Annotated in this window: 13 protein-coding genes; 3 read left to right on the top strand and 10 right to left on the bottom strand. The window is 53.6% G+C overall.

The window, feature by feature from the left end:
* Positions 1-8 precede the first annotated feature (8 nt).
* Both E6C60_RS04935 and E6C60_RS04930 read right to left on the bottom strand, forming a co-directional pair.
* Positions 9-659: a TetR/AcrR family transcriptional regulator gene (locus tag E6C60_RS04935; RefSeq protein ID WP_138224797.1), complete on the bottom strand. Its 651-nt coding sequence runs from the start codon at positions 657-659 to the stop codon at positions 9-11.
* Between the two features lie 219 nt (positions 660-878).
* The gene (locus tag E6C60_RS04930; protein ID WP_138227633.1) at positions 879-2,291 is read right to left on the bottom strand and encodes a sulfatase family protein; all 1,413 of its coding nucleotides are present in this window, start codon (positions 2,289-2,291) and stop codon (positions 879-881) included.
* Positions 2,292-2,344: 53 nt separating this feature from the next.
* On the opposite strand from E6C60_RS04930, the gene E6C60_RS04925 reads away from it, so the two are divergent.
* Positions 2,345-3,226: an AraC family transcriptional regulator gene (locus E6C60_RS04925; protein WP_138224796.1), complete on the top strand. Its 882-nt coding sequence runs from the start codon at positions 2,345-2,347 to the stop codon at positions 3,224-3,226.
* A gap of 95 nt (positions 3,227-3,321) precedes the next feature.
* On the opposite strand, the gene E6C60_RS04920 is transcribed toward E6C60_RS04925, so the two are convergent.
* The 5 genes from E6C60_RS04920 to E6C60_RS04900 form a co-directional block, all read right to left on the bottom strand.
* Positions 3,322-4,206, bottom strand: a complete 885-nt coding sequence (locus tag E6C60_RS04920) for an NAD(P)-dependent oxidoreductase (RefSeq protein ID WP_138224795.1) — start codon at positions 4,204-4,206, stop codon at positions 3,322-3,324.
* 131 nt (positions 4,207-4,337) lie between these two features.
* On the bottom strand, positions 4,338-5,144 hold the full coding sequence (gene phnE, locus E6C60_RS04915) for a phosphonate ABC transporter, permease protein PhnE (protein ID WP_138224794.1): 807 nt from the start codon (positions 5,142-5,144) through the stop codon (positions 4,338-4,340).
* A 17-nt stretch (positions 5,145-5,161) separates the two neighbouring features.
* The gene (gene phnE, locus E6C60_RS04910) at positions 5,162-5,977 is read right to left on the bottom strand and encodes a phosphonate ABC transporter, permease protein PhnE (protein ID WP_138224793.1); all 816 of its coding nucleotides are present in this window, start codon (positions 5,975-5,977) and stop codon (positions 5,162-5,164) included.
* On the bottom strand, positions 5,970-6,752 hold the full coding sequence (gene phnC / locus E6C60_RS04905; RefSeq protein ID WP_138224792.1) for a phosphonate ABC transporter ATP-binding protein: 783 nt from the start codon (positions 6,750-6,752) through the stop codon (positions 5,970-5,972). The genes phnE (E6C60_RS04910) and phnC overlap by 8 nt, the downstream gene beginning before the upstream one ends.
* Before the next feature lie 120 nt (positions 6,753-6,872).
* A complete protein-coding gene (locus E6C60_RS04900; protein ID WP_233281147.1) occupies positions 6,873-7,988 on the bottom strand; it encodes a phosphate/phosphite/phosphonate ABC transporter substrate-binding protein in 1,116 nt (371 codons plus the stop codon).
* 232 nt (positions 7,989-8,220) lie between these two features.
* On the opposite strand from E6C60_RS04900, the gene E6C60_RS04895 reads away from it, so the two are divergent.
* Positions 8,221-9,864: a bifunctional metallophosphatase/5'-nucleotidase gene (locus tag E6C60_RS04895; RefSeq protein WP_233281146.1), complete on the top strand. Its 1,644-nt coding sequence runs from the start codon at positions 8,221-8,223 to the stop codon at positions 9,862-9,864.
* Positions 9,865-9,887: 23 nt separating this feature from the next.
* Positions 9,888-10,676: a hypothetical protein gene (locus E6C60_RS21130; RefSeq protein ID WP_138224790.1), complete on the top strand. Its 789-nt coding sequence runs from the start codon at positions 9,888-9,890 to the stop codon at positions 10,674-10,676.
* A gap of 491 nt (positions 10,677-11,167) precedes the next feature.
* Here E6C60_RS21130 and E6C60_RS04885 read toward each other — a convergent pair whose 3' ends face one another.
* The 3 genes from E6C60_RS04885 to E6C60_RS04875 all read right to left on the bottom strand — a co-directional run bounded on the left by E6C60_RS04885 (position 11,168) and on the right by E6C60_RS04875 (position 14,587).
* Positions 11,168-11,737, bottom strand: a complete 570-nt coding sequence (locus E6C60_RS04885) for a hypothetical protein (RefSeq protein ID WP_138224789.1) — start codon at positions 11,735-11,737, stop codon at positions 11,168-11,170.
* Positions 11,738-12,118: 381 nt separating this feature from the next.
* The gene (locus E6C60_RS04880) at positions 12,119-13,588 is read right to left on the bottom strand and encodes a methyl-accepting chemotaxis protein (RefSeq protein WP_138224788.1); all 1,470 of its coding nucleotides are present in this window, start codon (positions 13,586-13,588) and stop codon (positions 12,119-12,121) included.
* A gap of 210 nt (positions 13,589-13,798) precedes the next feature.
* On the bottom strand, positions 13,799-14,587 hold the full coding sequence (locus E6C60_RS04875) for a carbohydrate-binding protein (protein WP_138224787.1): 789 nt from the start codon (positions 14,585-14,587) through the stop codon (positions 13,799-13,801).
* Positions 14,588-14,627: the final 40 nt, after the last annotated feature.

Raw genomic sequence — 14,627 nt, 5'->3', positions numbered from 1 at the left:
TAGCTCTCTTAATGCTGGCTCGAAATACCGTTCATGATAAATTGCACTGCCGCTTCAACCTCATCGTCCTCGATTCTTGACTGCTGCAGCACGACGAACCGGGATGCAAGAAAGCCGCCAATGAACGTAAATACCATTCGGACCAGAACCGTAGTCTCCACATCCCTCAGCTCACCTCGTGCTTGATACGAAGCAATAACCTTCGACAGGCGCGGAACAACTTCCGATGCAAAATAAGGGAGCAGCTCATTCTTGAGATCCTCTTTGTAAATAAATTCTTTAATCAGCACTTGAAAAACCTCACGATTCTCGGCTGCAAATGCCACACGATTCTTCAGAAACGCAGTCAGAAATTGTTCAAACGTCATGTGCTGGTTGCTGCTTCTAATCTCTTGAATAATCTCGTCCGCCTTGGCGGGAAGAAAATCCTTGGCATAGGGAATGACCAGGGATAGAAGGAGTCTTTCTTTGGTTCCATATTGCTTGAAAATACTGGCCTCTGACACCTCCGCCTTCTTGGCAATCTCCGCTGTAGAGGTGTTGGAGTAGCCTTTCTCTGCAAACAGTGAAATGGCCGCTTCCACCACGCGTTCCTGCTTTACCGTCAGCTTCGCCTTCTGCTGCGAGGATAAAATCTCTTGAAATAAATTCTGGTTCATTGAGTCACCTTCCGTTCATTAACTGGAGTGAATGCTTAAATCATCATAAAGTGAGTGATTACTTACTTTTAGAGTTATATCACGAAACAGTTCGCATGGCAATAGTAAAAGTGAGTACTTACTTTTATGCGGAATCAAAAAAATACCGCTCTCGATGAGCGGTCAGCGGCTTAGCGCTTACCCGCACCCAGCGAGGCGGTGTGGTTAGACATGTAGAACCTACCCGATCTCTTCCACCGGCTCATCCAGCACCTGAAGCTGCAGCTGTCTCAGCTCCTGCTTCAGCTTCACAGTAATGTCCCGGTACTTCTCTTGTCCATACACATTGTTCAGCTCGTAAGGGTCCTCGTGCAGATCGAACAGCTCCCACTCCGGCGGCCGGTTCTCCTCCACCGAGCCTGTCGTTCCCAGCGCCTCGGCGTAATAATAAATCAGCTTGTAGCGCTCGGTACGAATGCCGTAATGGGAGTACACCTCATGATGCTTGTCTAAATGCATCCAGTATCTGTAATACATGGAGGTGCGCCAGTTCTCAGGAGTTTCTCCCTCCAGGATCTTGCGCAGGCTGACACCCTGCATATCCTCAGGGATGTCAATACCGGCCAGGTCCAGGAATGTGCATGGAAAATCGACATTGAGCGCCATCGAGGACGTTATGCTGCCGGGCTGGATCATGGCCGGATAGCGGACGACAAATGGCATGCGCAGTGATTCTTCGTACATAAACCGTTTGTCATACCAGCCATGATCCCCCAGGAAAAAGCCTTGGTCCGACGTGTAAATGACGAGCGTATTCTCCGCCAGGCCTTCGGCCTCCAGGTAATCCAGCAGCCGCCCCACGCTCTCGTCAATCGAGGCAACACAGCGTAAATAATCCTTGATGTATCTTTGGTATCTCCATCTTTTCTGTTCCACAGGACTCAGATCCTCAGGCGGAAGCCCCTTTAGATCCTCCTCATCCTTCAGATCCCGATCAATTCGCATCTTCGCTTCTTTGGCCGCCTGAGAGCGGGTCTCGTAATCATCATAGAAGGTTGCCGGCTCCGGGATGTCGATATCTTCATAGAGATCCTTATACTTCTCCGCCGGCTCCCACGGTCGGTGCGGCGCCTTGTGGTGGCACATCAGCATGAACGGCTGTGTGTCATCGCGCTGCTCCAGCCAGTTCAGGCTGAAATCTGTAATCAAGTCCGTCACATAGCCCTTGAAGCGCTTCGGCTCTCCCATCTCCAGGAACATCGGGTCATGATACTCTCCCTGGTCCGGCACTACACTCCAGTGATCGAAGCCGGTGGGGTCGGCCTCCTGACCGTGCCCCAGATGCCACTTGCCGATAATCGCAGTCTGATAGCCATTCGCCTTCAGCATCTTGGCGACATTCGGCTGCCTCCCGTCAAAACGGTCGTGAATCGACTTGACCCCGTTTAGATGATTGTATGTTCCGCTCAGAATTGCTGCCCGGCTTGGGGAGCAGATTGAATTGGTGCAAAAGCAGTTGTCAAACCGCATTCCCTCATGGGCAATCCGGTCAATATTCGGCGTTTCATTGATGCGGCTGCCATAGCAGCTCATCGCGTGGGACGCATGATCGTCCGACATGATAAACAATAGGTTTGGCTGAGCCTGTTTCATATTCATCACCTCGCATTGAGTATATCGGAATCCATTGTTGGCGTTGAGGTAAAATGTTACGATTATTGTATATACTCACACTGGATCTGAAGGAGCTGAGCTGCGTGCTGACCGTGATGAATACCACCTTTGACGACTTCACCCCGTGCTGGAGAAATCGGCTCGTTCAGGTGGAATCCAACATTTTTGTGCTGATTACGGCAGGCAGGCTTCACTATCGGCTGAATGGAGAGCCCTACACCGCGCAGAAGGGAGACCTGCTCTTCATTCCCAAAGGTACGCTGCGGGAAGCCTACAATGCCGCAGACACGCTGCATCAGAAATACGCGGTGTTCTTCAGCGGCACCCTCCCCGGCTTTGAGCTGCCCTTTCTGATCCGCTCCCGGTATCATGTACAGTCCGTGGAGCCGCTGGATCCCTTTAAAGCCTGCTTTCACTCCATGTACCGCTGCAGCCTGGACCGCAGCGAAGGCAGCCGGATCATGCAGCTTGGCTTGTTTATTCAGTTTCTCGGTATGCTGGACCGCAGGCTTAAGGCGCCACCCCTCCCCAAGCGCAAAAAAATCTTCGCCGCTCACATCGAAGACTACATTGCCGCCCATTACCGGGAAAGCATCCCGCTTGCACAGCTGGCCCGCCTGATTGGACGCTCTCCGAACTATACCCTGGCCTTGTTTAAAGAGGCTACTGGCGTGACCCCGCTCGATTTTCAAATTCGGCTGCGCCTGAAGGCGGCTAAGGATTTGCTGGAGAACACTTCGATGAGCGTCAGCGCAATCGCCGACGAGCTGGGCTACTGTGACAGCTCTTACTTCAACAAAGCCTTCACCCGGCATGTCGGGCTATCGCCTGCCGCCTTCCGCGCCCGCGTTAGTCCCGGTGCTGAACCGGGAGAGAGCTGGCATGGCGATGAAATGCATCGTCCCTGGGGGTAAGGGGGAGGGGTGACACCGTTTTGGGACCACGTCAAAAAAAAGCATTTCCTGCGGGCTAGTGCAGAAAATGCTTGCATATAGAGCACGGTGTACAGCTACATGCTGCTGTAATAACGGATCAGCGCCTGAGTCCCTTGATCCTGATAGCCCTTCTCCGCCAGCTGGCGGTACAGCGCTTCTGCCAGCGACAGCCCCGGCGTGCTCACGTTCATCTCCTTCGCGGATTCCAGGGCGATGCCCATATCCTTGATAAAATGCTTGATGTAGAAGCCCGGCGCCAGATCTCCTGCGATGATGCGGGGGGCCAGATTGCTCAGAGACCAGCTGCCTGCGGCCCCGCTCTCAATGCTCTTCAGCACGGTCTGCGGATCCAGCCCGGCGCTTTCGGCATACGCCATAGCCTCACACACGCCCATCATGTTGGAGGCAATTGCAATCTGATTGCACATCTTCGTATGCTGTCCCGCTCCTGCCGGCCCCTGATGTACAATCTGCCGCCCCATCAAGGACAGGATCGGGCGCAGCACCTCTACATCCTCTGCTTCACCGCCGATCATAATAGACAGGCGGCCTTCGCGGGCACCGATATCCCCGCCGGATACCGGCGCATCCAGCGCATGCAGGCCGCGCTTGTCCGCCGCTTCCCCGATCCGGCGGGCCAGTGCGGGACTCGACGTGGTCATATCCAGCAAATAAGCTCCGTGACGGGCATTGGCAATCAAGCCATCTTCCCCTAAATACAGCTCCTCGACATCCTGCGGATAGCCTACCATTGTAAGGATGATGTCACAGGCCTGCGCCAGCTTGGCCGGTGTCTCCTGCCACACAGCGCCGCGCCCTGTCAGCTCTTCGGCCTTGGATGCGGTTCGGGTGTACACATGCAGATCATAGCCGCCTGCTAAGATATGCCCAGCCATACTGTGACCCATAACGCCCAGGCCAATAAAGCCGACGGAAGCTTGTCCCGGTGAAATAACCATGATGTATCCTCTCCTTGTTTGCGTGTACAGCGGACCTTATCGAGGGCGATGTCCCGCTGCCAGAACTCTTGCCTCCATTCTAGCACCCGCCGCAGCAACTCTTCAATTTCCTAACGCCTCTCTCGATGAGGTTATCCCTTGACGAGCTTAGCCCGAAGCTGATTCGACAAGAGCTCGATGATCAGAATAAGGACAACCAGCCCGATCAGAATCGAGCCTACCTGATCCCATTTGTACCCCCGCATCGCAAAAATCAACGGAGCCCCGATGCCGCCGGCACCGACCAGACCCAATATCGAGGCTTCCCGCATGTTCATATCAAAGCGGTAAATCATGACGGAGGCGAATACAGATAACAGCTGCGGCATCACGCCGAAGCGAATCTTGTCCAGGGTGCTGCAGCCGACCGAGGTCATGGACTCCAGCACCCGCTTGTCGAGCTCTTCGATGGCATCCACATACAGCTTTGCAAGCATACCGATCGAGGTTAACCCGACTGTCAGCACACCGGCAAAGGGACCGGGCCCCGTGACGCGGATAAACATCAGGCCATACACAAGCGCAGGAAGCGTGCGGATCATGATCAGGAGCAGTCGGGTGATCCAGGACACCGGCTTGGGCACCAGATTTGATGCCGCGAGAAAGGCGAGCGGCACCGCCAGAAAGGCACCGACGATCGTGCCCAGAAACGCAATCGCCAGCGTCTCTGCCAGCAAAAACAGCACACTTTGCCTGGACACGTTAAATAACAGCTCGGTGTCGGGATGCGTGAGTCCGTACAGAATATTTCGGGCGATAGCAAGGCCGCCCTCTTCAATGTTGCTGACATTCACAGCCGTCAGAGACCACAGAAACAGCCCGATCACGATCGCGGCGATGAAGGAAAGATACAGATGGTTTCGAGGTGCTGTCAGCAGCTGTTTTTCAATATGATTCATGAGCGTTCATGTCTCCCTTAGATCAGCTTTTTGCGGAAATGCTCGCTGGCTCGTTCGATCAGATAGACCGTCCCGATCAGCACGAGAACAATCATCCCGACCGCCGGATAATCGCGCCAGCCCAGACCTTCATTGATCAGCAGTCCGATGCCGCCGGCACCTACAAAGCCCAGGATGGCTGCATAGCGGACGTTGCCCTCAAAGCAGTACAGCGATGTTGAAATGTATCCTGGCAGCACCTGTGGAAGGACTGCGAAGCGGAAGGCTTGAATTCTTGTCATCCCGACCGACTCCATCGCCTCGAAGGGGCTCATATCAACATTCTCGATCTGTTCATACAGCAGCTTGCCGACATAGGAGATGGTGAACAGCGTAATCGCTACCGTTCCTGCCATCGGTCCCAGGCCGAACACGAATGTGGCGATCAGGGCCGAGACCAGGGTCGGCAGGGTGCGCAGCAGACTGAGCACAATTTTGCTAATAAACGTGAGCAGCTTGGAGGGAATAATGTTGGATGAAGCCGCAAGAGCCACCGGCAGAGCCACCAGAGAGCCGATGATTGAGCCCAGCAGCGACATTTTGATCGTATCCAGCAATGGGCCCCAGATGCTGGGCAGGCTGCTCCAATCCGGTGGAATCATGTTCAGAAGAATGGTAAAAAACTCGTGAAATCGGGTCGCCAGCACACGGAAGCTGAAGCCTGTAAACTCAGCAGACCATACAGTCAGCACCAGCAGCACCAGGGCGATCAGCGGCAGGCGGGACGCTTTTTGCTGGACGGTTTTGCCGCTGGGCAAGGTGATGGTGCGGGGAGGAAAGATTTTATCAAACATAGGCTGCCTGCTCCTCCATACTGGCTTTCTCCGCCTCCCATTTGCCGCCGTAAATCTCCTGAAGGATGCTCTGCGTCACCATGGACGCCGGACCGTCGAACACAACCTCACCCTTGCGGATGCCAATGATGCGGTCTGCATACTCCAGCGCGATTTCGACGTGGTGAATGTTCATGATGACAGAAATGTCCAGGTCGCGGTTAATGTTCTTGAAGTCATCCATCACAATGCGCGCCGTAACCGGGTCCAGCGAAGCGATCGGCTCATCCGCCAGGATAATATCAGGGCTCTGGGCCAGGGTGCGCGCCAGCGCCACCCGCTGCTGCTGCCCGCCGGACAGCTGATCCACCCGGATAAAGGCCTTGTCCAGAATGCCGACCTTGTCGAGCGCCTCCAGTGCCTTCACCTTTTGTAGCTTTGTAAACACGCCGGTCAGCTTGCGCCACATCGGAAGCTCTGGAACAAAGGACACGAGAACATTATTCAGCACCGTCGTCCGCGTCACCAGATTAAAAGACTGGAAGATCATGCCGATGCGGCGCCGGAATTTGCGGATATGGCGTCCTTTTAGCCTCGACACGTCCACATTATCGACTAGCAGTGTTCCTTGGCTAATCTCGTGAATACGGTTGATGCAGCGAATCAATGTTGATTTGCCCGCACCGGAGAGACCGATTACGGCCACGAATTCCCCCTGCTCAATCGTCAAATGAATGTTGCTGAGCGCAATGGTGCCGTTGGGATACGTTTTACTGACATCCATGAATTGAATCATAGGTATACTCAATCCTTTAGCCGTTATTTTGGAATTTCACGGTTTACGAAAAAAGAGAGAACATCATGATTCACGATGTCCTCCATAACGATATTCTTCCTTCTCATTGTGCTTGCTGCTTTATTTCATGCTGCGGATCAGCTCTTGAGCCTCACGTTCCCCGTCGTAATCGGAGGATTGGGCCACTTGATAGCCTTCGTGAGAATAGATCGCAATGACCTGCTTGCCTTCCTCTGTTCCCGCGATCGCCATGAACGCATCCTGAAGCGCCTTCTTCAGCTCCTCGTTCATAATCGGAGAATTCTTGCTCACGCTTACGGTATCGTTAAAAATCGGCTGGGTCACACCAATCACATTCGTGTCTTCCCAAATGCTTGCTTTGCCGCCGTACTCACTGGTCCACTTCTCTTCATTGTCGCGGCGTCCGTCCGCATATACGACAATAATGTCAGCTTGTCCAACCGCAAGCCGGGAGAAGGAGGTGCCGTAGGAGTCCGCTTGGTTTGCTTTTGCAAGGTCGGTCAGCTTCTTGCCGTACTTCTCCTGCAGCCACAGCGTCGGATAGATATAACCGGCTGATGAAGAGGTAGACATGATGGACCAGCTGGCGCTGTTCAAATCTTCCCAGGTCAGCTCTTCTCCGTTATTGACCTTTGCTGCGAGCTCCTTTCCCTTCTCGGAAGGGCCTGCCAGAATAAGTGAACGGTAATAGGAAGCCTGCTCGTTGTCCAGCCCTTGAGTCGGCTTGTTATCATTCCATTCCTTCGCAACGTCCGAGTCGATCGAGAGTGCTTTCCGGGTTGCTGTCAGAATCACTTCTGCTCCGTCATCATACAGGGTATAGGTTCCGCCTGGAATCAGGCCGACATCTGTCGTCCCGGCGCTCAGCGCTTCGCCGACTGCTTCGTACGTAGTCCCTACGTCAATCTGCACCTCACCTACATTGTAGCCCTGTTCTGCCAGCTGACTCTTCAGCAGCTCCTTAAGCGGCTCTGTAGCGGTAATAATCTCGCCCGGATCCTTGGAAGGCACAAAGCTGACCTTGAGCGTATCTATGGACTTGCCTTCATCCTGCTTCGTAGTATCTTCAGCATTCTCTGTCTGCGTCTCTGTCGTTCCTGCTCCGTTCGAGGTACCGCCTGTGCCACTGTTCCCGCTGTTATTTCCGCCGCTGCAGGCTGTCAGCAAGCTGAAGGTCAGTATCATGCTCAGAAGCACCATCCATTTGTTCTTCACGCGAAGTCCCCCACCTTTGTATAAATTTGGTTGAATACTCTAGCAGTATACCTCCCGATTATTAAGCATTCGTCATTCCATTGTTACGAGAATGTAAAAAATGGAATGTTTTTGTAGAAAAAAAGCATTCATATGATAGTATGTCGTTAGCTACAGCTCTAGCGGCTCTTGCGAGAGCGCTTTTGGATTCTATTTTTTCCACCGTTATTCTATGGGTAAAGGAGAGAAAGGTATGGAAGATCATCGCTGTGAGGTCATCCTGCTGCAAACGAGTGATGTTCATGGCTGTTTGCTGCCGCGAAGCTATGCAGATCAAAGCGAGGTATGCTACGGACTTGCCCGGGTAGCGAGCATCATCAAGGAAGAGCGCCGCAAGCACAAGCAGGTTCTGCTCATGGACAGCGGCGACAGTCTGCAGGGCACGCCACTGACCTATTATCACGCCAGAGTGAACTCCACGCCGGCCCATCCGGTGATCGCCTGTATGAATGAGCTCGGCTATGATGCGGCAGGGATCGGTAATCACGAATTCAACTATGGCCTGCCCTATTTGGAGCGTACGATGAAGGAAGCCCGCTTCCCCTGGTTGTCCGCCAATATCCTGGATACGGCAACAGGCCAGCCGAAATTCGGCCCGCCGTACCTGATTAAGGAACTGCCGCTCGGATTGCGGATCGGGATTCTGGGCCTGACCACCTCCTACATTCCTAACTGGGAGCGCCCGGAGCATATCGCAGGGCTTACCTTTAGTGATCCGGTGGAGGCGGCACGTACCTGGGTGCACCATATGAAGAAGCATGAGCGCGCCGATGTGATCGTTGTCGCTTACCACGGCGGCTTGGAACGGGATGTCAAGACTGGAGTGCCTACCGAGCCCTTGACCGGTGAAAATGTCGGGATTGCCCTGTGTCAGCAGGTGCCGGGGATTGACGTGCTGCTGACAGGCCATCAGCACCGAAGCCTTGCCGGGTATGAGGTGAACGGCGTCTGTGTCGTGCAGCCCGGGTACGAAGGGCGCGCTCTTGGAAAAGTAACCCTGCAGCTGGCCAACGAGGGGGACGGCTGGAAGCTGCTTCACAAGCAGTCCGAGCTGATGGGGGCAGATGATTATGAGCCGGATCCCGTGATAGAGGATAAGGTCCGCGAGGTGGAAGCCTTGACCCAGGCGTGGCTGGATCAGCCGATTGGCGAGGTGGACGGGGATCTGTCTATTCATGCTCCGGCTGAGGTCCGCCTGAGCGAGCATCCACTCATCGAATGGATCAACCGGGTGCAGATGGACGTCTCAGGCGCTGACGTGTCGTGCACAGCATTGTTCGATAACCGCTCCTCCGGCTTCGGTGCAGTGATCACGATGCGGGACCTTGTCACCTTTTACGTATATCCGAACACCTTGAAGGTGCTCCGGATCTCCGGCCGTGACCTGCGGGAGGCATTGGAGCAATCAGCACAATATTTCACCCTGGACGACACAGGGGCAATCATCGTCCACCCTGCCTATCTTGCGCCCAAGCCGCAGCACTACAATTACGATATGTGGGAAGGCATAGAGTACACGCTCGACATTTCCAGGCCTGCCGGGCAGCGGGTCACCCGCCTGGAGCATAACGGCCGCCCCGTCGTAGATCAGCAAGCTTTTGACGTCGTCATGAACAACTATCGCGCGAGCGGCGGAGGCAACTTTGAAATGTTCCGGGACAAGCCCGTGGTCAAGGATATTCCGATGGATATGGTGGAGCTGCTGGCTGATTACATCACCAGCCACGGCCGCATCACCGCCAGCGTGAACCACAACTGGCTAGTGGTCGGCGGGCACTCCCCCGCGCCGGACTTGGCGCGGGGGAGTGCGGAAACCCGCACTCGTGCGGGGCGCTGATTGAATGCGAAAATCCGAACTCGTTGCGCCGCTTTGGAGGGTCTGAAGTAAATGAATGCGAAAAACCGAACTCGTTGCGCTGCTGTGGCGGTTCTGGAGTAAATGAACTCGAAAATCCGAACTCATCGCGCCGCTATGGCGGGTCTAAAGTAAATGAACTCGAAATACTGAACTCGTTGCGCTGCTGCAGCGGGTCTAGAGCCAACGAATGCGAAAAACCGTACTCGTTGCGCCGCTGTGGCGGGTCTGGAGTAAATGAACTCGAAAATCCGAACTCATCGCGCCGCTGGAACGGGTTTGGAGCCAACGAACACGAAAAAACGAACTCGTTGCGCCGCTTTGGCGGGTCTGGAGCCAACAAACTCGAAAATCCGAACTCGTTGCGCCGCTGTGGCTGTTCTGGAGTAAATGAACGCGAAAAACCGAAATCGTTGCGCCGCTGTGGCGGGTCTGGAGTAAATGAACTCGAAAATCCGAACTCATCGCGCCGCTGGAACGGGTCTGGAGCCAACGAACACGAAAAAACGAACTCGTTGCGCCGCTTTGGCGGGTCTGGAGTAAATGAACATGAAAAACTGAACTCATTGCGCCGCTGTGGCGGGTCTGAAGTAAATGAACTCGAAATACTGAACTCATTGCGCCACTTTGGAGGGTCTGGAGTAAATGAACTCGAAAATCCGAACTCATTCTGCCACTGTGGCGGGTCTGGAGTAAACGAATGCGAAAATCCGTACTCGTTGCGCCGCTGTGGCAGGTCTGAAGTAAATGAACGCGAAAAACCGAACTTATCGCGCCACTGCAGCGGTTCCTAATCCAACGAACTCGAAAATCCGAACTCATTGCGCCACTGTGGCGGATCTAGAGCCAACGAATGCGAAAATCCGAACTCGTTGCGCCGCTGTGGCAGGTCTGGAGTAAATGAACTCGAAATACTGAACTCATTGCGCCACTTTGGCCTGTCTGGAGTAAATGAACTCGAAAAAACGAACTCGTTGCGCTGCTGCAGCGGGTCTAGAGCCAACGAATGCGAAAAACCGAACTCGTTGCGCCGCTATGGCGGGTCTGGAGTAAATGAACGCGAATATCCGAACTCGTTGCGCCGCTGTGGCTGTTCTGGAGTAAATGAACGCGAAAATCCGAACTCATTGCGCCGCTGTGGCTGTTCTGGAGTAAATGAACGCGAAAATCCGAACTTATCGCGCCGCTGGGACGGGTCTAGAGCCAACGAACTCGAAAAACCACACTCATTCCAGCCGCTGATCGCCCGCGTCCCAGCGCCCGCGCATGGCGCGCACGGCGCACGTCAGCTTCTTTTTTTCCTAAACCTATGGAGTACAGACAGCACGATGCCAACCACCAGCGCGCCAAAGCTGGCGTAGATTAGACACCACTTGATTAGTGTAAAGATGGGCGTCATCTCGGCAATGACGAGAGTCCGGGCAGGATAGCGGTACATCACCAGCGAGGAGCCGAGATTCTCCAGCCAGTCAAACCCCCAGCCGCCCAGCGGCAGCAGATTGACAGCCCTCCACCGACTGCCCGAGGACAGAAAGACATATGCGGCAGTCAAAGCAATCGTCAGGAAGCCCAGGTACACCAGCGGCCAGATCACATCAAAGGTAAAGCGCGCCTCAATGTAATGTGCTCGTCCCTCCTCCCCATAGATCTCTGCAATCCGGTACAAGTCTGCCGAGGTGTACCACAGCGAGGAATCCGGAGATTCCCCGCTCCCCGATGCGGACTCCGACAAGCTTGCCTGCCTTGGCAGGACCCATGCGATAAAGCCCGCGAACACCAATACCGCCACAGCAACCCCCTTCCAATTCACCATCTGGTACAGACGCTCTGTAAAAAATATAACCCACCGACGCATTCCCCGGCCTCCTCATCTCTGTTAGAATCACCCGGCACGATCCCGGGCTGAGCATGACATCAATTTGTCCCTCACAACTCCTCACGACTTCAACCGAATCCAGAATATCAACCGTTCGCTTAAATCTGTACTGCGCGTTGCTCCCAGCGCACAGTGGTGCGAAACGGGTGTCACACGCCAATCTATAATCATCCCGAAATCCAAGCGAACTGCGCGGAGCGCGAAACCTGTCTCAACCGCTCACTCTCTATCCATACCCATATCCCCGTCCATTGTCCCTGCACCTGGCTTACATCAGCACTCTATATAAAAAAACAACCCCGCGTCCTTTTCCTGCCCTCAGGCATTCCAGGAGATGACGGGGCTGTAAGCCGCTCAGGCCTAAACCTGCATGTTGTTCAGTCTTTGATCCGCCTGCCGCAGACTCTGCACACTGCGTTCATTACTGTATAGCAGTTCATCCACGGAAGCCTTCAGCTCCTCCATGGTCGCCGCCGTTTGCTGGGAAATCGAAATAAATTCATGGGTCACATCATAAGTGGACTGATTGGCTTCCGTTACACCGGTAATCATCCTTTCCATTTCCTCCGCCTTACCATTCAAATTCCCAATGTCCGCGTCGATCTGCTGGAAGGCTGCCCGGGCGCTTGAAGTCGTCTCCGAGCTGCCTGCGACTCTGGACACAACCTCATTCAGGCGGCGCAGCGTGTTCTGGGAGTACATCGTGATATCCGATAAATTGTTCGAAATCCGTTTGGCAGAATCACCGGCAGATTCTGAAAGCTTGCGAATCTCGCTGGCAATGATTGAAAAGCCTGCTCCATACTGCCCTGACCTGGCGGCCTCAATGCTCGCATTGACCGACAACAGATTCGTCTGGTCCGCGATAGCACGAATGACCTGATTGAAGCCCTCCGTTTCCGTAATTCGCCCATCCAGCTCCTTCATGCTCTGGGAAAGGGTGAGCAGTACCGTTTCCAGCTCCTTCATGAGCATATCCATCTCCGTGATCCGGAGACCGCCTTCATGGGAAGTCACCTTGGCTTGCGCCGCTTGCTGATTCAGCATATGCACAGCCTCCGTCATCGCTGTAAGTTGCTGGGAGGTTTTGTAGATGTTGTCGGTGATCGTTTGGGTGGAAGCGGCCTGCTCGTTCGCTCCCTCCGTCATTTCTTCAAAAGCAGTTCCCATACGGCGGAACGCTTCCAAATTGTCAATGCTTGCTGCCGTGATCGAGGTCAGCTCCGTGGAAATGCCGGAGGTTTCCTGGAGGAGATGCTCTTTTTGCTGGGACATTTGTTCATATAAGGTCTGGCTTTGAGAGGAAGACGCCGCAATATCCTTCACCAGGCTTCCCGTAACCTTGGAGAAGAAGAGCAGGATGACCGACCCGAGAATGTAGAGATAGAATGCCGAGCTGGAAGCGTATTTTTCCAATCCGAGGACTTCACTTTGCCCGAACAAAATATACAGTATTAACACCAAACCACAGATAATTCCTGTCAACAAATAAGAGCGATACATGTACACCATCGACAAGATCAGAATCACAAAAACTGCGAACACATTAACGAAATCCGGCTTTAACATGGACACGCCAAACGTAATTAACGTATAGCCAACAATAGGTATGAACGGAATATAGGTCACAGCCCGATGCCGAAAATGAAAAAATGCAAAGAAGCCTAGCATCACCACATTGCCGATGAGGTTCATCAGGATCATGTCCAGGCTTGCTCCAAGACCAACCAGACTCCCAATCGATAATAGCCCGTTCATCACCAAAATTTTAAAAATCCAACCGTTCTTCCGCCGAAGGTCATCGCGTAAATGCTGCTGCAGATGTGTCATGCCTGAAGTCCCCTCACTCAATGTCGAATATTGTCGTAAATTGCTATAAATGATTGTACATGGTGACGCCTCTTTTCAACAGGATAATTTTTCATGAATAGGTTTACGATTTGAAGACGGCTGTAAAAAAACGCCTCCCGCTCCCCCTTGAGGGCAGCGAAAGGCGTTCCTTCCATTCTGTGTATAGCCTTGCGTACGACTTCTCTTTCTTTAATCCCGCCCGTATACCTCAATTTGTGTTAATGCCGGGAACGGAGACGGATCGTCCGAGGGGATTAGCTCGCTCAAGGTTACCCACTCAATGCTTTTGGGCTCTACGGCAAAGGACTGCGGCTCCCCGCTCTTTTCCAGATGAACCACCTGCTTGCTGCCATCGGAGAAGGTCAGTGTCGCTTGTGTCCAATAGTTATCATGCGGGAAATCTGCACGAAGGGTCAAAGCTACGCTCTCCACCTCCACCGTTCGGCCAAAATGCACAGTAATCGCTGCATCCGCCCGCTGATTGATGCCCCAGGATTCGAACGGCCAAGGTCCATGAGAGTGGGAAATGGTATTGCCGTTAATCGCGTTTCGTGGAGCAAATACGGACTCGCCCCGGGTCTGCACATTCGCTGAAGCATGCGGGAAGCACTGCTCATTGTCCGATTGATCAAAGCTGTTGTACGCGAGGTTCTTGGTCGCAGACCGCTCGTCCTCAGTAGCCAGCCGCGCCTGAAGCACATGCACACTGCCCGTAAAGGATTTCGGCGAATAGGATACCCTCTTCTCACTTGGAGGTACAGGATAACGATATGTATTCCCTTTCAGGTAAACATACGCCGGTGGAATCGTATCCTCCAGCTGAATAACGAGATAGACGCCAGACTCCGAGCTGTTCAATACAATGACATCGCCTTCTTCATAAGCCTGCTTGTACACCAGTACCGCCTTGTCCTCACCCTGGTGCTCTGCCTTTACCGTGCCGTCTGCCTGTTCAATGGAAAGTGATAACTGAGTCATCTGCAAAACCTCCGTTGTAATAAGTATGCCAAGCTGAAAG

It is taken from the genome of Paenibacillus algicola, assembly GCF_005577435.1.
GTDB lineage: Bacteria > Bacillota > Bacilli > Paenibacillales > Paenibacillaceae > Paenibacillus_AQ > Paenibacillus_AQ algicola.
Note: the sequence above shows the minus strand (reverse complement) of the source record. Positions and strands in the feature narration are given on the sequence as shown.

Coding starts and splice junctions, on each gene's coding strand:
- E6C60_RS04935 (WP_138224797.1), bottom strand. CDS start 659: ATGAACCAGAATTTATTTCAAGAGATTTTATCCTCGCAGCAGAAGGCG.
- E6C60_RS04930 (WP_138227633.1), bottom strand. CDS start 2,291: ATGAAACAGGCTCAGCCAAACCTATTGTTTATCATGTCGGACGATCAT.
- E6C60_RS04925 (WP_138224796.1), top strand. CDS start 2,345: ATGTTACGATTATTGTATATACTCACACTGGATCTGAAGGAGCTGAGC.
- E6C60_RS04920 (WP_138224795.1), bottom strand. CDS start 4,206: ATGGTTATTTCACCGGGACAAGCTTCCGTCGGCTTTATTGGCCTGGGC.
- phnE (WP_138224794.1), bottom strand. CDS start 5,144: ATGAATCATATTGAAAAACAGCTGCTGACAGCACCTCGAAACCATCTG.
- phnE (WP_138224793.1), bottom strand. CDS start 5,977: ATGTTTGATAAAATCTTTCCTCCCCGCACCATCACCTTGCCCAGCGGC.
- phnC (WP_138224792.1), bottom strand. CDS start 6,752: ATGATTCAATTCATGGATGTCAGTAAAACGTATCCCAACGGCACCATT.
- E6C60_RS04895 (WP_233281146.1), top strand. CDS start 8,221: ATGGAAGATCATCGCTGTGAGGTCATCCTGCTGCAAACGAGTGATGTT.
- E6C60_RS04885 (WP_138224789.1), bottom strand. CDS start 11,737: ATGCGTCGGTGGGTTATATTTTTTACAGAGCGTCTGTACCAGATGGTG.
- E6C60_RS04880 (WP_138224788.1), bottom strand. CDS start 13,588: ATGACACATCTGCAGCAGCATTTACGCGATGACCTTCGGCGGAAGAAC.
- E6C60_RS04875 (WP_138224787.1), bottom strand. CDS start 14,587: ATGACTCAGTTATCACTTTCCATTGAACAGGCAGACGGCACGGTAAAG.